The organism is Pimelobacter simplex (assembly GCF_900114845.1).
GTDB lineage: Bacteria > Actinomycetota > Actinomycetes > Propionibacteriales > Nocardioidaceae > Nocardioides > Nocardioides simplex.
In genome coordinates, this window is record NZ_FOUK01000003.1 from 796,520 (window position 1) to 814,757 (window position 18,238).

Annotated in this window: 16 protein-coding genes; 9 read left to right on the top strand and 7 right to left on the bottom strand. The window is 73.6% G+C overall.

Going from position 1 to position 18,238, the window contains the following annotated elements:
- The first annotated feature begins 41 nt into the window (after nt 1-41).
- Nucleotides 42-2,225, top strand: coding sequence for an RNA polymerase recycling motor ATPase HelR (helR, locus tag BM223_RS16545; protein ID WP_038679795.1), 2,184 nt, complete (start codon nt 42-44; stop codon nt 2,223-2,225).
- A 119-nt stretch (nt 2,226-2,344) separates the two neighbouring features.
- On the opposite strand, the gene BM223_RS16550 is transcribed toward helR, so the two are convergent.
- Nucleotides 2,345-4,432: a DNA gyrase/topoisomerase IV subunit B gene (locus tag BM223_RS16550; protein WP_038679796.1), complete on the bottom strand. Its 2,088-nt coding sequence runs from the start codon at nt 4,430-4,432 to the stop codon at nt 2,345-2,347.
- A gap of 330 nt (nt 4,433-4,762) precedes the next feature.
- Between BM223_RS16550 and BM223_RS16555 the strand changes: the two genes are divergently transcribed.
- The 6 genes from BM223_RS16555 (at nt 4,763) to BM223_RS16580 (ending at nt 10,379) form a co-directional block, all read left to right on the top strand.
- On the top strand, nt 4,763-4,984 hold the full coding sequence (locus BM223_RS16555) for a DUF7455 domain-containing protein (protein WP_038679797.1): 222 nt from the start codon (nt 4,763-4,765) through the stop codon (nt 4,982-4,984).
- Nucleotides 4,985-5,082: 98 nt separating this feature from the next.
- Nucleotides 5,083-6,102, top strand: a complete 1,020-nt coding sequence (locus BM223_RS16560; RefSeq protein WP_038679798.1) for an ABC transporter substrate-binding protein — start codon at nt 5,083-5,085, stop codon at nt 6,100-6,102.
- Nucleotides 6,095-7,126: a FecCD family ABC transporter permease gene (locus BM223_RS16565; RefSeq protein ID WP_038679799.1), complete on the top strand. Its 1,032-nt coding sequence runs from the start codon at nt 6,095-6,097 to the stop codon at nt 7,124-7,126. Before BM223_RS16560 ends, BM223_RS16565 begins: the two co-directional genes overlap by 8 nt.
- The gene (locus BM223_RS16570) at nt 7,123-8,157 is read left to right on the top strand and encodes a FecCD family ABC transporter permease (RefSeq protein ID WP_052138780.1); all 1,035 of its coding nucleotides are present in this window, start codon (nt 7,123-7,125) and stop codon (nt 8,155-8,157) included. The genes BM223_RS16565 and BM223_RS16570 overlap by 4 nt, the downstream gene beginning before the upstream one ends.
- Nucleotides 8,154-8,942, top strand: coding sequence for an ABC transporter ATP-binding protein (locus BM223_RS16575; protein ID WP_038679800.1), 789 nt, complete (start codon nt 8,154-8,156; stop codon nt 8,940-8,942). Before BM223_RS16570 ends, BM223_RS16575 begins: the two co-directional genes overlap by 4 nt.
- 51 nt (nt 8,943-8,993) lie before the next feature.
- Nucleotides 8,994-10,379 carry a CapA family protein gene (locus BM223_RS16580; RefSeq protein WP_052138781.1) on the top strand — a complete coding sequence of 462 codons (1,386 nt, stop codon included), beginning with the start codon at nt 8,994-8,996 and terminating at the stop codon, nt 10,377-10,379.
- Here BM223_RS16580 and BM223_RS16585 read toward each other — a convergent pair.
- The 5 genes from BM223_RS16585 to BM223_RS16605 all read right to left on the bottom strand — a co-directional run bounded on the left by BM223_RS16585 (nt 10,368) and on the right by BM223_RS16605 (nt 15,429).
- Nucleotides 10,368-11,300 carry a M28 family metallopeptidase gene (locus BM223_RS16585; RefSeq protein ID WP_038679802.1) on the bottom strand — a complete coding sequence of 311 codons (933 nt, stop codon included), beginning with the start codon at nt 11,298-11,300 and terminating at the stop codon, nt 10,368-10,370. The two genes, BM223_RS16580 and BM223_RS16585, sit on opposite strands and share 12 nt — an antisense overlap.
- A 12-nt stretch (nt 11,301-11,312) precedes the next feature.
- Complete coding sequence (locus BM223_RS16590) at nt 11,313-12,830, bottom strand: RNA polymerase sigma factor (RefSeq protein ID WP_038679803.1); 1,518 nt, start codon at nt 12,828-12,830, stop codon at nt 11,313-11,315.
- A gap of 145 nt (nt 12,831-12,975) precedes the next feature.
- Nucleotides 12,976-13,551 carry an HhH-GPD-type base excision DNA repair protein gene (locus BM223_RS16595; protein WP_038679804.1) on the bottom strand — a complete coding sequence of 192 codons (576 nt, stop codon included), beginning with the start codon at nt 13,549-13,551 and terminating at the stop codon, nt 12,976-12,978.
- Nucleotides 13,506-14,744, bottom strand: a complete 1,239-nt coding sequence (locus tag BM223_RS16600; protein ID WP_052138782.1) for an MFS transporter — start codon at nt 14,742-14,744, stop codon at nt 13,506-13,508. The genes BM223_RS16595 and BM223_RS16600 overlap by 46 nt, the downstream gene beginning before the upstream one ends.
- Nucleotides 14,745-14,817: 73 nt before the next feature.
- On the bottom strand, nt 14,818-15,429 hold the full coding sequence (locus BM223_RS16605; protein WP_052138783.1) for a TetR/AcrR family transcriptional regulator: 612 nt from the start codon (nt 15,427-15,429) through the stop codon (nt 14,818-14,820).
- 84 nt (nt 15,430-15,513) lie between these two features.
- On the opposite strand from BM223_RS16605, the gene BM223_RS16610 reads away from it, so the two are divergent.
- Both BM223_RS16610 and BM223_RS16615 read left to right on the top strand, forming a co-directional pair.
- A complete protein-coding gene (locus BM223_RS16610) occupies nt 15,514-16,377 on the top strand; it encodes an SDR family NAD(P)-dependent oxidoreductase (protein WP_052138784.1) in 864 nt (287 codons plus the stop codon).
- Nucleotides 16,374-17,618 carry an NADH:flavin oxidoreductase/NADH oxidase family protein gene (locus tag BM223_RS16615; RefSeq protein WP_038679805.1) on the top strand — a complete coding sequence of 415 codons (1,245 nt, stop codon included), beginning with the start codon at nt 16,374-16,376 and terminating at the stop codon, nt 17,616-17,618. Before BM223_RS16610 ends, BM223_RS16615 begins: the two co-directional genes overlap by 4 nt.
- Here BM223_RS16615 and BM223_RS16620 read toward each other — a convergent pair.
- Entirely contained in the window at nt 17,615-18,238 is a 624-nt protein-coding gene (locus BM223_RS16620; protein WP_038679806.1) for a TetR/AcrR family transcriptional regulator, read from the bottom strand. The genes BM223_RS16615 and BM223_RS16620 overlap by 4 nt on opposite strands.

Genomic DNA, 18,238 nt, shown 5'->3' on the forward strand with positions numbered 1-18,238 from the left:
GCTTGCCGCAAGGCCCCGTCCGTACCGGAGAATCTCCCGCCGTGACGCCTCGGACCGCTTCCGCCTTCGCCCTGCCCGACCGCCTCTCCGCCAAGAACGACCCCACCCTGATCGCCCACGACGACGAGCACCTGGCCGCCGTCTCCGCCAGCATCGAGCACACCGTCGCCGACCTCACCGCCCGCCTCGACGAGGCCCGCCGCGCGCCCGGCGGCAGCGGCACCGGCGCCCTCGAGCGCGACCAGGAGGTGCACCGGCTGAGCAGCCGGCTGCGCGCCCTGCGCCGGTTCGGCCGCGACCTGTGCCTGGGTCGGATGGTCGCCGCCGACTCCCCCGAGCCCGTGTACGTCGGCCGGCTCGGCCTCACCGACCCCGACGGGCGCCGGCTGCTCGTCGACTGGCGCTCGCCCGCCGCGGAGGCCTTCTTCGCGGCCACCCACGCCCATCCGCTCGGCCTGGTCAGCCGGCGCCGCTACCGCTGGACCGGCGGCCGGATCACCGACTACTGGGACGAGGTGTTCACCGCCGAGGGCCTCGACGACCCCGGCAACCGGGCCGCGCTCGACGACCAGTCCGCGTTCATCGCCAGCCTCGGCAGCCACCGCTCGGAGCAGATGCGCGACGTCCTCGGCACCATCCAGGCCGACCAGGACGCGATCATCCGGGCCGGCTCGCGCGGGACCCTCGTCGTCGACGGCGGGCCCGGCACCGGCAAGACCGTCGTCGCGCTGCACCGCTCGGCCTACCTCCTGTACGCCGACCCGCGGCTGGGCCGCGCGGGACACCACCGCGGCGGCATCCTCTTCGTCGGCCCGCACCGCCCGTACCTGGCCTACGTCGCCGACGTCCTCCCGAGCCTCGGCGAGGAGGGCGTCCAGACCTGCACCCTGGCCGACCTGGTGCCCGAGGGCGCGGCCGCCGTCCGGGAGCCGGACCCGGAGGTCGCCCGGCTCAAGGCGTCCGCCGCGCTCGTCGGCGCGATCGAGAAGGCGGTCGCGATCTACGAGGAGCCCCCGACCCAGGGGATGTCGGTCGACACCCCCTGGGCGGACTTCTGGGTGAGCACCGCCGACTGGGCCGAGGCGTTCACCGCCCCCGAGCCCGGCGTCCCCCACAACGAGGCGCGCGACCAGGTCTGGGACGCGCTGCTCGACATCCTCGTCGACAAGCTGCCGGCGGACGCCGCCGCCGACGTGCCCGAGGACGCCGTCCGGGCCTCCCTGCGCCGCCATCCCGAGCTCGTCGACACGCTCCACGGCGCCTGGCCCCTACTCACCCACACCGACGTCGTCGGCGACCTGTGGGCGGTGCCCGCCTACCTCCGCGCGTGCGCCCCCTGGCTGAGCGCCGACGAGCTGCGGGCGCTGCGCCGCCCCGAGGGCTCGCCCTGGACCACCGCCGACCTGCCCCTCCTCGATGCCGCCCGGCAGCGCCTCGGCGACCCTGGCGCGTCCCGCCGCCGGCAGCGCCAGGCCGCGCAGCGGGCCGCGGACCGCGAGGAGATGTCCGCCGTCGTCGACCACCTCATCGCCGCCGACGACTCGGACCTGATGATCATGTCGATGCTGCGCGGCGAGGACCTGCGGGGCGCCCTCGACGACCCGTCCGCCGTCCCCGACGCCGACCCGGACCTCCTCGCCGGCCCCTTCGCCCACGTCGTCGTCGACGAGGCCCAGGAGCTGACCGACGCCGAGTGGCAGATGCTCCTCCTGCGCTGCCCGTCGCGCAGCTTCACCGTCGTCGGCGACCGCGCCCAGGCCCGCCACGGCTTCACCGACTCCTGGACCGACCGCCTCACCGCCGCCGGCCTCGACCGGATCACCCTCGCCTCGCTGACCGTGAACTACCGCACCCCCGAGGAGGTCATGCGCGAGGCCGAGCCCGTCATCCGCGCCGCCCTCCCCGACGCCAACGTCCCCACCTCCATCCGCCGCTCCGGCCTCCCCGTCCGCCACGGCTCCCCCGCCGACCTCGACGCCGTCGTCGACACCTGGCTGGCCGAGCACCCCGACGGCGAGGGCATCGCGTGCGTGATCGGCGCGCCGTCGTACCGGTCGCCGTCGGGGCGGGTGCGGTCGCTGTCGCCCGAGCTGGTCAAGGGCCTGGAGTTCGATCTCGTCGTCCTGGTGGAGCCGGAGGCCTTCGGCGACGGCATCGAGGGCGCCGTCGACCGCTACGTCGCGATGACCCGCGCCACGGGCGAGCTGGTCATCCTCGCGAAGTAGGGAGGTTGCGGGTCCGAAGTGCGGAGGTTGCGGGTGCGAGACCCGAGCGCGCCCTCGCATCTCGGACCCGCAACCGGCGCACTTCGGCCCCGCAACCCACGCACTTCGCGGGGGCGGGATCAGGCGTCGAGGGTCTCCATGTCGACCTCGTACGCCCCCTGGATGATGAACTCCTTGCGCGGTGCCACGTCGCTGCCCATCAGCAGCTCGAACACCTCCGAGGCGACCTCGAGCTCGTCGACCGTCAGCCGCCGCAGCGTACGACGGCGCGGGTCCATGGTGGTCTCGGCCAGCTGGTCAGCGTCCATCTCGCCGAGGCCCTTGTAGCGCTGGACCGGGTCCTTCCACTTGACGTTCTTCTTCTTGAGCTCGGCGAGCTTGCGCTGCAGCTCGTCGTCGGAATAGGTGTAGACGTACTTCTCCTGGCCCTTCTTGGGGTTGGAGATCTCGATCCGGTGCAGGGGCGGGACGGCGGAGTAGACGCGGCCGGCCTTGACCAGGTCGGGCATGTACTTGAAGAACAGGGTCGCGAGCAGGGTGCGGATGTGGGCGCCGTCGGAGTCGGCGTCGGCCATGAAGATGATCCGGCCGTAGCGGCGGGCGTCGAGCTCGAAGGTGCGGCCGGAGCCGGCGCCGACGACCTGGATGATCGAGGCGCACTCGGCGTTCTTGAGCATGTCGCCGACCGAGGCCTTCTGGACGTTGAGGATCTTGCCGCGGATGGGCAGCAGGGCCTGGAACTCGGCGTTGCGGGCGAGCTTGGCGGTGCCGAGTGCGGAGTCACCCTCGACGATGAAGAGCTCGGTGCGCTCGTTGTCGCCGGAGCGGCAGTCGGCGAGCTTCGCCGGCAGGGACGACGACTCCAGGGCGTTCTTGCGGCGCTGGGTCTCCTTGTGCTGGCGCGCCGCGATCCGGGTCTTGGACGCCCCGACGACCTTCTCCATGAGGAGCTTGGCCTGCGCCTTCTCGGCGCGCTTGGTCGAGGTGAGGAACTCCTTGAGCTCCTTGGCCACCACCTTGCGGACGACGGTCCGCGCGGCCGGCGTGCCGAGGATCTCCTTGGTCTGCCCCTCGAACTGCGGCTCGGCGAGCCGGACGGTGACGACGGCCGTCATCCCCTCGAGGATGTCGTCCTTGATCACGTCGTCGTCGTTGACCTTGAGCGCCTTCGAGGCGCGCATGGCGTCGTTGAAGGTCTTGGTCAGGGCGGTCTCGAAGCCCGACACGTGGGTGCCGCCCTTGGGGGTGGCGATCACGTTGACGAACGAGCGCAGCTCGCTCTCGTACCCCGTGCCCCAGCGGACGGCGACGTCGACGGTCAGCTCGCGCTCGACGTCCTGGGGGGTCATGTGCCCCTTGTCGTCGAGCAGCGGCACGGTCTCGGTGAACACGTCGCTGCCCTGCAGCCGCAGGACGTCGGTGACCGGGTCACCGGTCGCGAGGTAGTCGCAGAACTCGCCGATGCCGCCGTCGTGGCGGAACTTCTCCTCGGTCCACTCGGACTTGTCGGCGGCGCGCTGGTCGCGGATGACGAGCTCGAGGCCGGGCACGATGAACGAGGTCTGGCGAGCGCGGCCGATGAGACCGTCGAGGACGAACTCGGCGTCCTTGGTGAAGATCTGGCGGTCGGGCCAGAACTGGATCCGGGTGCCGGACTTGCCCTTGGCCACGCGGGCGCCCTTGCGGGTCAGGCCCGACTGCGGCTCGAAGGCGGCCGACGGGCCCTCGCCCGCGAAGACCCCGGGGACGCCGCGGCGGAAGCTCAGCCCCTGGCGCGCCGGCGAGCGGTCGACGTCGATGTCCATCCGGCTCGACAGCGCGTTGACGACGGACAGGCCGACGCCGTGCAGACCACCGGTGGCGACGTACGATCCGCCGCCGAACTTGCCGCCCGCGTGGAGCTTGGTCGCCACGACCTCGACGCCGGGGAGCCCGGTCTTGGGCTCCTTGTCGGTGGGGATGCCGCGACCGTCGTCGTAGACCTCGACGGAGTCGTCGGGGTGCAGGGTGACCTCGACCCGCCGGGCGAAGCCGCCGAGGGCCTCGTCGACGCCGTTGTCGATGATCTCCCAGAGGCAGTGCATCAGGCCGCGGGTGTCGGTGGAGCCGATGTACATCCCGGGACGCTTCCGCACGGCTTCGAGTCCCTCGAGGACCAGCAGGTGGGCGGCGTTGTAGGTGTTGTCGGCGATGACCGGCTCCTTCATCGGGGGTGGTGCTGGTGAAACGGTGTTCCGAAGGGATGAATCTACCCGCGACACGCCGGGAGTCGGTGCAGGCACACCCGTTCGTGCGGGAGGACCATGGCGAGCATCGGCCGCTCGCCCGCTCGGGTCAGGCGATCCTGGTCGATCGGATGGTCACAGCCTGGTTTCAGGCAGTGGAAAATGAACCACCGGACCTGGTCCGGGTGCTTGGATGGAGATGTGGCGAACGTGGCATGGACCACCCGAGGACGGGAATCTTTGACCTAGTCGCTACGTTGATCCGGACGACATCCGATACGGATGGCGATCGCTAGAAAGTGAGGCCGAGAGATGACAACTGCCGTTGCTCCCAGCGCTCCGCTGACCGCGGAGGACCGCTGCGACCGTTGTGGCGCACAGGCCTACCTCCGCGTAGAGCTCGCGTCCGGCGGCGAGCTTCTCTTCTGCGCCCACCACGCTCGTGAACACGGTGACGCGCTCAAGGAAGTGGCCGTCACCGTGCAGGACGAGACCCACAAGCTGTCCGACAAGCCGGCGCCCGTCGCCGACTGACCGGCCCGTCGGACCCGAGGCCCCGAGGCACTCCTCGGGGCCTCGGGCATTTTTGGGACTCCGCGGTCCTGCCAGATCGCTTAGGTTAGCCTTCCCTCATGAGATCCCCCCTGTCGCTCGTCACGGCCGCCGCGCTGGCCCTGGCGCTCGCCGCCTGCTCCTCCGACCTGCAGGAGGACGACGACACGCAGCCGGCCTCCGGCGCCTCGGCCACCCCCGAGGGCCCGTGGTCGTTCACCGACGGCTCCGGCGAGAAGGTCACCCTGGACGAGGTCCCGACCCGGATCATCGCCCACGCCGCCGAGGCGGCCGCGCTCATGTCGTACGGCATCCGCCCGGTCGGCATCTACGGCGACGAGTCGGTGAAGACCGACCCGAACCTGCAGGGCCTCGACCTCGACGGCATCGAGATCCTCGGCGAGGAGTGGGGCTCCATCGACGTCGCGAAGGCGTCCACCCTGTCCCCCGACCTGATCGTCGCCGACTGGTGGCCGGCCGAGAAGGCGCACTCGGGCATGGAGGAGGGCGTCAAGGCCAAGAGCAAGAAGATCGCCGAGCTCGCCCCGGTCGTCGGCGTCGCGCAGGGCGACTCGATCCTCGACCTCGCCGAGGGCTACGAGAAGCTCGCCGCGAGCCTCGGCGCGGACACCGAGAGCTCCCAGGGCGCCAAGGACAAGGCCGCCTTCGAGGAGGCGCGCGACACCTTCGTCGCCGCGATGAAGGAGAAGGACTTCACCGCCCTCGCCGTCTCCCCCGCCACCGACGTGCTCTACGTGGCGAACCCGGAGTACGCCCCCGAGCTGCTCGACTTCGACCGCTGGGGCCTCGACATCATCGAGCCGGACTCCCCGGACCCGAGCTTCCCCTACTGGGAGAACCTCAGCTGGGAGAACGCCGACAAGTACCAGCCCGACGTCCTCATGTTCGACAACCGGAGCATGGCCGCGGACCGCAAGACCGTGAAGTCGCAGCCCACGTGGTCGACGATCCGGGCCGCGAAGGCCGACCAGATCGTCGAGTGGCCGGGCTTCTGGCTGCACACCTACGGCCACTACGCGACGGCGCTGACCAAGCTGACCGAGCAGCTCTCCGGCCTCGACGACTCGATCGGTGACTGAGGCCCAGGCCCCGGCCCGGCGCGGTGTCCGCGCGGGCCGGCCGGCCGGCCTCGGCGTCCTGCTCGTCCTGCTGCTGGGCGTCGTCTTCCTCAGCATCACCCAGGGCTCGCGCGAGATCGGGCTGCACGACGTCCTCGACGCACTGCGCCACCTCAGCGCGGTGACCACCGACGACACCGTGACGGTGCGGCTCCGGGTGCCCCGGACGATCCTCGGCGTGCTGGTGGGCGCCGCGCTCGGCGTGGCCGGCGCGATCCTGCAGGGGCTGACCCGCAACCCGCTGGCCGACCCGTCGATCATGGGCATCGAGTCCGGCGCCGCGCTCGCCGTCGTCCTCGGCATCACCGCCGGCGGGCTGACCGCGATCGAGGTGCACGTCGTCCTCGCGTTCGTGGGGGCGCTCGCCGCAACCGCCCTCGTGTACGGCGTGGGCTCGCTCGGGCGCGACGGCGCGACGCCGGTGAAGATGGCGCTCGCCGGTGCGGCCATCACCGCCGGGCTGAGCGCGGTCACCATCGGGCTGCTGCTCACCGACCTCCAGGCGCAGAACGAGTTCCGCTTCTGGCAGGTCGGCTCGCTGTCCGGGCGCTACGCGCCGATCGTGACCGGCGTCGCGCCGGTGCTGCTGGTGGCGCTGGCGGTCGGCCTGCTGTGCGGGCGCCCGCTCAACGCCCTCGCCCTCGGGGACGACGCCGCGCGCGGCCTGGGCATCTCGCTGACCCGGACCCGGATCGGCCTGTTCGCCGTCGTCGCCGTGCTCTGCGGCGCGGCCACCGCCGCCTGCGGGCCGATCGTCTTCGTCGGCCTCGTCGTGCCGCACGTGGCGCGCGCGATCTGCGGGCCGGACTACCGCTGGATCCTCCCCTACTGCCTGCTGCTCGGGCCGCTGCTGCTCCTCGGCGCCGACATCCTCGGCCGGGTGCTCGGCTCGCCCGGCGAGCTCCAGGTCGGGGTGGTGCTCGGCGTGCTGGGCGCCCCCTTCTTCATCGCGCTCGTGCGCTCGACCCGGCTGGCGGAGCTGTGAGCACCGCGACGGTGGCGCTGCGCCAGGTCCGCCGGCGACGGGCACGCCGGGCGGTCCTCGTCCCGCTGGTGCTCCTGGCGCTCGCGGTGCTGCTCGGGCTGCTCACGCTGTGCTTCGGGTCGGTCCGGCTGAGCCTCGACCAGGTGCTGGGCTCGCTGCTGGGCACCCGGGAGAGCGCGGCGGTCGACTTCATCGTGCAGGACCTGGCGTTCCCGCAGGTCAAGGCGGCGATCGGCGTCGGCATCGCGCTCGGCGCCGCCGGCACCATCTTCCAGCAGCTGCTGCGCAACCCGCTGGCCTCGCCGGACTTCGTCGGGATCTCCGCAGGCGCGAGCGTGTTCGCCGTCGCCGGCATCGCGGTGCCGGCGCTGGCCGGGCTCAGCATCCCCGTGCTGGCGCTGGTCGGAGCGCTCGCCTTCGCGCTGGCGATGTACCTGCTGGCGTGGCGCGACGGGGTGAGCGGCTACCGGTTCATCCTGATCGGCATCGGGATGTCGGCCTTCGCGACCGGCATCACCGGCTACCTGCTGACCCGGACCTCGCTGACCGAGGCCCGCGAGGCGCTGCACTGGCTGACCGGCTCGATCGGCCAGGCCGGGGACGCCGAGAACGCCGTCCTCCTGTGGTGCCTGCTCGCGCTGGCGCCCACGGTCCCGCTGCTCCAGCGGATGCTGCGCGCACTCGAACTCGGCGACGACACCGCCCGCGGGCTCGGCACCCGCCTCGAGCTGTGCCGGCTCACGCTCATCGGCGTCGCCGTGCTGCTCACCGCGCTCGCCACGGCGGTCGCCGGGCCAATCACGTTCGTGGCGCTCGTCGCCGGACCGGTCGCCGACCGGCTCCTCGGCCCGGCGCGCGGCAGCATCGTCGCGGCGGGGGCGACGGGCGCGATCCTGTGCCTGGTCGCGGACTACATCGCCGTCAACCTCCTGCCCGTCGAGATGCCGACCGGCGTCGTCACCGGCGCCGTCGGGGCGCCGTACCTGCTGTGGCTGATCGCCACCACCAACCGGAAGGGCCTGGGCGGATGACCGCGACCCCACGACTGGCAGCGCGCGCGCTGTCGCTCGGCTACGACGACCGGACCGTCGTCGACGCCCTCGACCTCGACGTCCTCGACGGCCGGGTCACCGCGATCGTCGGCGCGAACGCCTGCGGCAAGTCGACCCTCCTGCGCGGGCTCGCCCGGCTGCTGCGCCCGTCGGCGGGCGAGGTGCTGCTCGACGGCACGCCCATCCTCGACCGCGCCTCGCGCGAGGTCGCCCGGGTGCTGGGCCTGCTCCCCCAGACGCCCGTCGCGCCCGACGGCATCACCGTCGCCGACCTCGTCTCGCGCGGTCGGCACCCTCACCAAGGCTGGTTCCGCAGCTGGTCGGCCGACGACGAGACGGCGGTCGCCGCCGCGCTCGCCGCGACCGACACCGTCGAGCTCGTCGACCGGCCGCTGCACGCCCTGTCCGGCGGCCAGCGGCAGCGGGTGTGGATCGCGATGGCGCTCGCGCAGGAGACCGACCTCCTGCTCCTCGACGAGCCCACGACGTACCTCGACATCAGTCACCAGGTCGACCTGCTGCGGCTGCTGCGCACGCTCAACCGGGCCACCGGCCGCACCATCGTCACCGTCCTGCACGACCTCAACCTCGCGTGCCGCTACAGCGACCACCTCGTCGTCATGGCCGGCGGCCGGGTCCTCGCCGAGGGACCGCCGGCCGAGGTGGTCACCGCCGCGGTGGTCGAGGAGGCGTTCGGGCTGCCGTGCGTCGTCGTCCCGGACCCGGTCGCGGGGACGCCGATGATCGTGCCGGCCGGCGACTGACCCGCGGCCGGGCTGCTGGACCCTGCCGCCGGGCTCGGCGACGATGACGGCATGACCCGGCGCCGCGGTGCTCTCGGGCTCGGCGTCCTCGGCGCCGGGCTCGGGCTGGTGCTCGGTTGCACGGCCCCGGCCGAGCAGCCACCGCCGGACCCGCCCTCCGCCGGCCGCACGCCCGCACCCGTGGCCCGCGACCCGCTCGTCGTCGCGGTGCACGCGTCGCGGCCCGCGCCCCGGCTGAGCGTCGCCGAGGCGGATGCGCTCGTGGCCGGCGAGGCCGACACCTGGCGCACCCTCGACGGTAGCGACCGGCCGCTGCGCCTGGTCACGACGGTGCGGGCCGTGCGCCGCGACCGGGACGCCGTCGCGCTGCTGCCCGCCTCGCAGCTCGATGCCACCGTGCGCGCGGCGCGGGTCGGCGGCGTCGACCCGCTGCGCCGGCCGGCCGACTACCCGCTGCTCGTCGCCGGCCCGCCACCGCCGGCGGTCACCACGCTGACGGTGGTCGGCGACGTCATGCTCGGGCGGCGCGTGGGCGTCCGCGCGACCGCGGCCGGCGACCCGAGCCTGCCGCTGCGTCCGCTCCAGCGCCGGCTCCGCTCCGCGGACCTCACCCTGGGCACGCTCGAGAGCACACTCTCCGACGACGGCCCGCCACAGCAGGGCGACGACTCCTTCGCCGCGCCGCCCGCGATCCTCGAGGGGCTCGCCGACGCCGGCTTCGACGCGGTCTCGCTGGCCGACAACCACACCGGCGACTTCGGCGAGCGCGCGCTGCTGCGCACGCTCGACCTGCTCGCCGACGGCCCGGTCCGGGCGTTCGGCGCAGGCCGCGACCTGGCCGAGGCGAGCACGGCGTACGTCGCCGAGCGCAACGGCGTGCGCTTCGGCGTGATCGGGTTCAACGCGATCGGCGAGACCCCGCGGGCGACCGCCCGGCGTCCCGGCGCGCTGTCGGTGCGGATGCCCCCGCGGACCGGCCCGCTCGTCGACAGCGACCTCGCGCACGTCGAGCGGCTGGTCCGCCGGCTCGACACCGAGGTCGATGTCGTCGTCGTGCTCCCGCACTGGGGCACCCAGTACACGCACGTCGCCGAGCCGATCCAGTCCCGCGTGGCTCGCCGGCTCACGCGCGCGGGCGCCGACCTCGTCGTGGGCGGGCACCCGCACTGGGTGCAGGGGCTGGAGTGGCACGACGGCACGCTCATCGCCCACTCGCTGGGCAACTTCGTGTTCGACATGGACTTCATGACCGAGACCCAGCAGGGCGTCGTCCTCGAGGCGGTGTTCTGGGGCACCGAGCTCAAGGGCTTCCAGCTCGTCCCCTACGCGATGGACGACGACTTCGCGCCGCGTCCGGTGCGGGGCCGGCTGGCCGCCGACATCCTGGGCGACGTCTGGACCAACAGCACCGGACCGTTCCGCTCCTCAGCCCCGTAGCCAGGCCAGCACCAGCCGGCCCACCCGGTCGAGCTGCCGGGCGTCGACGAGCCGGGGCAGGTCGCGCGCGTTGTGGTAGCCGGCGTACGGCGTGCTGCCGACGCGCAACCCGGGCAGGCCCGCCCGCACGAACGACCAGTGGTCGCTGGAGCGCTGGCCGGTCTCGGCCGCGGTCGGCACCCCGGCCCGGCGTCCCGCCCGCACCAGCGCCCGCGGCGGGTCCTCGGTCGCGCTGCCCACCGGGACGACGGCGCCGGTCCCGACCCGGTCGAGAGCGAGCATCCCGCGCACCGCCCGCCGCTCGGGAGCGCTCAGCCCGGCCACGTAGTGCCGCGAGCCGTAGTGGTGGTCGTCGTCGCCCGGGCCGCGCGGCTCCTCGGCCCCGAAGAGCACCAGCACCACCGGCAGCCGTGCGCGCAGGTCCGTTCGGGCCAGGGCGAGGAGCACGCCGACGCCGGACGCGTTGTCCTCAGCGCCGGGCGAGACCGCGACGGTGTCGAGGTGCGCGCCCAGCACCAGGTGCGGCCGGGTGGAGTCGAACCCCGGCGGGACGGCGACCACGTTCTGGCTGTGTCCGGCCGGCACCGGCACGCCCCACGAGTCACCCGCCGGGACGGCGAAGCGCTGCCGGCGCACCTCGTAGCCGGCGTCCTCCAGCTCGCCCGCCGCCCAGTCGGCGGCGCGGCGGAAGCCGGGACCGGTGGCCAGGCGCGGGCCGATCCGGACGGCGAGGTGGCGCACCGCGGCGTCGGCCCTCGCGGCGTCGAAGGTGACCGGGCGCGCGGGCGGCGGCGTCGGAGCCGGTGCCGCGGTCGCGGGCTGCTGGGAAGGGGGCGGCGTCCGGTCCCGGGTCGGCTCGGTGCTGCAGCCCGCCAGAAATGCGGCGAGGACGACCACACTCGTGGTCGTCCTCGCCGGCACGGCTGGTTCTCGTCAGTCGAGGTAGTCGCGCAGGACCTGCGAGCGCGACGGGTGCCGCAGCTTCGACATCGTCTTCGACTCGATCTGGCGGATCCGCTCGCGGGTGACCCCGTAGACCTTGCCGATCTCGTCGAGCGTCTTGGGCTGGCCGTCGGTGAGGCCGAACCTCATCGACACCACGCCCGCCTCGCGCTCGGACAGCGTGTCGAGGACGGCGTGCAGCTGCTCCTGCAGGAGCGTGAAGCTGACCGCGTCGGCCGGGACGATCGCCTCGGAGTCCTCGATCAGGTCGCCGAACTCCGAGTCGCCGTCCTCACCCAGGGGGGTGTGCAGCGAGATCGGCTCACGACCGTACTTCTGGACCTCGACGACCTTCTCGGGCGTCATGTCGAGCTCCTTGGCGAGCTCTTCGGGCGTGGGCTCGCGGCCGAGGTCCTGCAGCATCTGGCGCTGGACGCGGGCGAGCTTGTTGATGACCTCGACCATGTGCACCGGGATCCGGATGGTGCGGGCCTGGTCGGCCATGGCGCGGGTGATGGCCTGGCGGATCCACCACGTGGCGTAGGTCGAGAACTTGTAGCCCTTGGTGTAGTCGAACTTCTCGACCGCGCGGATCAGACCGAGGTTGCCCTCCTGGATGAGGTCCAGGAAGAGCATGCCGCGGCCGGTGTAGCGCTTGGCGAGGGAGACGACGAGACGCAGGTTGGCCTCGAGCAGGTGGTTCTTGGCGCGGCGGCCGTCCTCGGCGATCCACTCGAGCTCCTCGAGCATCTTCGGGGAGATCTTGCCGCCACGGGCGAGCTTCTCGTCGGAGAAGAGGCCGGCCTCGATCCGCTTGGCGAGGGAGACCTCCATCTCGGCGTTGAGGAGCGGGACCTTGCCGATCTGCTTGAGGTAGTCCTTGACCGGGTCGGCGGTGGCGCCGGCGACCATGACCTGCTGGGCAGGCTCGTCGGTGTCGTCGGCGGCCGAGACCACGAACGAGGACGTGGCGCTGGCCTCCTCCTCGTCCTCCTTGATGGTGGGGTCGGCGGCGACGTCCTTCTCGAACTGCTCGTCGGAGATGTCCGGGAGCACCTTCTTGCCGTCGGGGCCCACCGCGGGAGCGGCCGCCTCGGCGCCGGCGACCGGAGCGGCGTCGGCCTTCTTGGCGGGCGCGGCCTTCTTGGCCGCGGGTGCGGCCGGAGCCGCGGGCTTGGCCGGAGCGGGCTTCGGGGCCGGCTTGGCGGCCTCGGGCTTCGCGGGCGCCTTCTTGGCTGTCGTCGCCGTGCTCGCCGCCGTCTTGCGCGCGGCCGCGGCCACGGCACGCTGGTCGACGGGCGAGCCGAGCGCGACGGAGATGCCCAGGCCGGCGAGGTGCGCCATCAGGGCCTTGAGCTGGGCGGGCGCGACTTCAGCGGCGGCGAAGGCCTGCCGGACGTCTTCGGCCGTGACGCTGCCCACCGGAGCTCCGCGCTCGATCAGCGCGACGATGGACGGGTGGCCGAGCAGGGCGGGCGGGACCGAACGATGGTTCGAGGACACGAACACCTCTCGATGCTGACGGTTCTAGGGCGCGGCAAAGACCGGAGGTGTCAAGACCGCTGTCGTCATTCTGCCACGGGCCCTGAAGAGCCCGTGCCACCGGGCCCTCAGGAAGCTCTCAGGCCCCCGTCATCCCGCGTTCAACAAGCGATCAGCCGGCCGTGGCCGCCGCCTTGGTCGCTGCCTTGGCGGCCTTCTTGTAGTCGCGCACCTTCTGCAGCGAGACCGGGTCGACGACGTCGGCCACCGAGCGGAAGCCGTCGAGCGCGTAGTCACCGGCTGCCTTCTCCCAGCCCGCCGGGCGGACGCCGAGCTGCTTGGCCACCAGCGCCACGAAGATCTTCGCCTTCTGCGCCCCGAAGCCCGGCAGCGCCTGCAGCCGCTTCAGCAGGTCCTTGCCGTCGGCCGCCTCGGTCCAGATCCGCTCGGCGCGGCCGTCGTACTGGTCGACGACGATGCGCGCCAGCTCCTGCAGCCGCGCCGACATCGACCCCGGGAACCGGTGGATCGCCGGCGTCGTCGCGCACAGCGCCGCGAACTCCTCGGGGTCGGCCACCGCGATCGCCGCGGGGTCGAAGCTGCCGAAGCGGCCGACCACCTTCTGCGGGCCCAGGAACGCGTGCTCCATCGGGTACTGCTGGTCCAGCATCATCCCGACCAGGAGCGCGAAGGAGTTGTTGGTCAGCAGCTCGTCGGCGGCGGCGTCGTCGGTGATGTGGATGGCCATGGGGACATCCTGCCCCACGCCGCGGCGACCCCGGCAGCACCGGCCGACAGGGCCGCGGCGAGCGCGAACGGCAGGGCCGCTCCCCCGGCCGCGACCAGGCCGGCGACTGCGGTCCCGAGCGCGCTGCCGCCGTTGACGCCGACGTTGACCCACGTCGACATCTCGGTACGGCGTGCGACCGGGACGCGGTCGTCGACCGCGGCGTAGGCGACGACGAAGACCGGTGAGGCCGCGAGCCCGCCGACAGCCAGGACGGCGGCCGCGGCCACCAGTCCGCCGGCGAGGGCGACGACACCCTGGGCGAGCGCGAGGACGGCCAGCAGCACCGCGAGCACGAGCCCCGCCGGACGGCTCCGGCCGTGCCGGGCCCACAGGAGGCCGCCGGTGACGGCGCCGGCGGCGAGCGCGGCCTCGACCAGGCCGGCCAGGCCGGGCCGTCCGGCTCGGTCGGCCAGCGCCGCGATGCCGACGAAGGCGGCGGCGCTGCCGGCGCCGAACAGCGCCAGGGCGGCGACCAGGCCGCCGATCGCGCGGACCGCGCCGGCTGCGCGCACCCGGGCGCCACCGGAGGGGGCGGTGACGCCCCCGACCTCCGGGCGGTACGGCGACAGGACGAGGGCGAGCGTGCCGCACCACACGAGCGCGGGCGCGACGAGCAGCCCCATCCAGGCCGGCCCGGTGGCGAGCAGGAGGCCGGCGACGATCGGGCCGACGAGGTAGAGCGACTCCTCGCCGACCGCGTCGAGGGCGTAGGCCCGCCGCCGCTGCGGGCCCTCGGGCGCGATCTCGCACCACTGGGCGCGCATCGACGGCCCGAGCACCGGGCCGCTCAGGCCGGTGAGGAAGGCCAGGACGAGCCAGGTTGCGGGCCAGTGGTGGCCGCGGTGGGCGAGGACCGCCCCGGCGACCAGGCAGGCGGACCAGGCGCCGGCGGCGACGGGCAGCACGCGGCGCTGGCCGAGGCGGTCGAGCAGCCGCGCGTGGACGGGCATCGCCAGGGTGGCGAGACCGAGCAGGGCCGAGGCGGACGCCGCGAGCGCCAGCGATCCGGTGGCGTCGCGGACGGTGAACAGGAAGCAGAGCGGGAGCACGCCGTACGCGAGCCGGCCGAGCAGCGCGCACCCGAAGGTGCGCGCGACGGCAGGGCCCGCGAGAAGCAGGCGGGTGCTCCCGGCGTCGGTGACGCCGGACATGGGTGTCCTCCGGAAGGAACGAGGTGAGCAGGGACGCGGGAACGAGCCGCGGCGTCCTAGTGCTTCCGGAGGGTCATGCGGGCGATCCTAGCCGCTCCAGGCTGCCGAGCAGGTGCGCCTTCAACGCCGGCCACGACGGGTGCGCCGCCGTGGCACCGGGGATCGCGGCGACGACAACCGTGCCGCGGACGGTGGCCATGGCGATCTGGATGAAGTCGCCGAACCCCGCGCGCCCCGCGTACGACGGCAGCGCGGCCGCCGCGAGCGCCTCGATCTCGCTCATGCCGGCGCAGATGATCTCGGCGACCCGCTGGGCCAGGACCGGCTCCGTGCGGGCGACGTTGAAGAGCTCGAGGACCGCGGGCGTGATGGGGAGGTGGTGGATCTCCCAGATCAGGTCGAGCAGCGCCTCGGCGCGCTCGCGCTCGGTCGCGGCCTCGACGCCGCGGGCGGCGGCGTCGGCGAGGAGCTGCTCGACGAGGCGGGTCATCGCGGCGTCGACGAGCGCGGCCTTGGTCGGGAAGTAGTGCTGCTGGGCGCCCTGGCTGACGCCCGCACGCTCGGCGACGCGGCGGGTGGTCGTGGCGACGTACCCCTCGTCGGCGAGGCACTCGATGGTCGCGTCGAGGAGCCGCTCGGTCGTCGCGGCGCGACGATCGACCTGGCGGCGGACCCCGGTGCTCATGGCGCGATCGTGGCGCAGGTCTCGCGAGATTTGCAAGTCGGATGACTTGTCAAGTCACTCGACTGGGAACTAGGTTCGGCGCCCATGAAGGACTTCCAGGACAAGGTCGCCGCCGTCACCGGAGCCGGGTCCGGCATCGGCCGGGCACTCGCGCTCCAGCTCGCCGCCGAGGGCGCCCGGGTCGCGATCAGCGACTGGGACGCCGCCGGCCTCGCCGAGACCGCGGCGCTCCTCGACGCCCGCGGGACGACGGCGCACTGCACCGTGCTCGACGTCCGCGACCGGGCCGCCGTCCATGCCTGGGCCGACGCCGTCGCGGCGCACTTCGGCACCGTGAACCTGGTGGTCAACAACGCGGGCATCACCATCTTCGGCACCGTCGAGGAGAGCCCGTACGAGGACATCGAGAAGGTCGTCGACGTCGACTTCTGGGGCGTCGTGCACGGCACCAAGGCCTTCCTCCCCCACCTGGTCGCCTCCGGCGACGGGCACGTCGTCAACGTGTCGAGCATCTTCGGGCTCTTCGGGGTCCCGACCCAGAGCTCCTACAACGCGGCCAAGTTCGCGGTCCGCGGGTTCACCGAGGCGCTGCGCCAGGAGATGCTGCTGGCCGGTCATCCCGTCGGCGTCACGTGCGTCCACCCCGGCGGGATCAGGACCAACATCGTGAACAACGCCACCGCCAGCAACGCGGCCGACACCTCCTCGATCGCGCGGACGTTCAACGAGAAGCTCACCCGGACCTCGCCCGAGGACGCCGCCCGGACCATCCTGCGGGGCGTGCGCCGGCGCCGGCCCAAGGTCCTCATCGGCGCGGACGCCGTCGCCGTCGACCTGGTCGTGCGCGTGCTCGGCGCGGCGTACCAGCGCCCGTTCGCGGCCGTCTCCCGCCGGCTCACCACCTCGCTCGCCGCGCCCACGACGACGAAGAAGAAGGTCTCCGCATGACCACGCACCTCTCCTCCCCGCTCACCCTGCCCGGCGGCCAGCAGCTGGCCAACCGGTTCATGAAGTCGGCGCTGAGCGAGTCCCTCGGCGACCGCGACTGCGGCCCGTCCGAGCGGCTGCAGCGGCTCTACGCCTGGTGGGCGCGCGGCGGCTACGGCCTGGTCGTCACCGGCAACGTGATGGTCGACCGCCGCCACCGCGGCGAGCCCGGCAACGTCGTCATCGAGGACGAGCGGCACCTCGCCGGGCTCCGCGCCTGGGCGAGCGACTTCCAGGACGGCGGCACGCCGCTGTGGATGCAGGTCAACCACCCCGGCCGCCAGGCCAACGCCCTCGTCGGGCGGACCCGCCCCGTCGCCCCGAGCGCGATCCAGGCGCGCGTCCCCGGCTCGGTCAAGCCGCGCGCGCTCGAGGACGCCGAGATCCGCGACATCGTCGAGCGCTACGCCACCGCGTCCGCCGTCGCCGAGAGCGCCGGCTTCGCGGGCGTCCAGATCCACGGCGCGCACGGCTACCTCGTCACGCAGTTCCTCTCGCCGCTCACCAACCAGCGCGACGACGCCTGGGGCGGCGACGCCGAGCGCCGGCGCCGGTTCGTGATCGAGGTGCTCCGCGCGATCCGCGCCGCCACCTCCCCCGGCTTCGCGGTCGGCATCAAGCTCAACTCGGCGGACTTCCAGCGCGGCGGGTTCACCGAGGACGAGTCCCGCGAGGTCGTCGCCGCGCTCGTCGCCGAGGGCATCGACCTGATCGAGATCAGCGGCGGCTCGTACGAGGCGCCCGCGATGATGGGCACGATGCGGGCCTCCACGGCCGCGCGCGAGGCCTACTTCCTCGAGTACGCCGCCTCCGTGCGCGACCTCGCGGCCGGCGTGCCGATCGCGGTGACGGGCGGCTTCCGCTCCAGCGCCGCGATGGAGTCCGCCGTCGCCTCGGGCGACTGCGACGTCGTCGGCCTCGGCCGTCCGACCTGCCTGCTGCCCGACGCCCCGCGCGCGATCCTCCACGACGGCCTCGCCACCCTGCCGAGCTCCGAGGTCAAGGCCGGGCTGCGGCCGGTCCTCGGCAAGGTCGCCAACCTCAAGCAGCTCGACGGCGCGCTCGACCTCTCGTGGCACACCGACCAGCTGCACCGGATGGGCGCGGGCAAGGAGCCCGACCCCCGTCGTACCTGGGGCGAGGCGGCGCTGTGGCTCGGCCTGCGCAACGGCCCCGGGGCCTTCCGGGCGAAGCGCGGCTAGTCCGCCTCGGCGACGTCGCCCTCGGCGATCGTGCGCAGGCCGGTCCAGAGCGCGTCCATCATCCGCGCCACGAGGACGTCGACCGCGACCTCCGGGTGCCGGCGCCACCACTTCGCGAGCTGCTCGGCCGCCCCCGAGATCGCGTGGGCGTAGGCCGACGCGGCCTCGCCGTCGACGTGGGGTGCCGCCGTCCGCACCAGACCGGCGATGACCTCCGCCGTCCGGTAGCGCTGCTCGGCGGCCGCCTCCGCGACTCGGCCGGCGACCGCCGCGCCCCCGCCGAACAGCACGTCCCACGTGGAGCCGCGGTCGCGCACGAACCGGAAGTACGCCCCGAACCCCGCCCGCAGCTGGTCCTCCGGCGACGCCGCTCCCCCGGCCGCCGCGACGACCGCGGTGTCGAGCTCGTCGCGGGCCGCGCGCAGGCACTCGAGGTAGATCTCGTCCTTGTCGGCGAAGTACTTGTAGATCAGCGTCCGGGTGACCCCGGCCGCCGCCGCGATGTCCTCGACCGCCGTGCCCTGGTAGCCGTGCGCGACGAACACCTGCTCGGCGACGGCGATCAGCTGGGCCCGTCGTGCCTCGGGAGCGAGGCGGCGCCGTGGCTGCTCCCCCGCCAT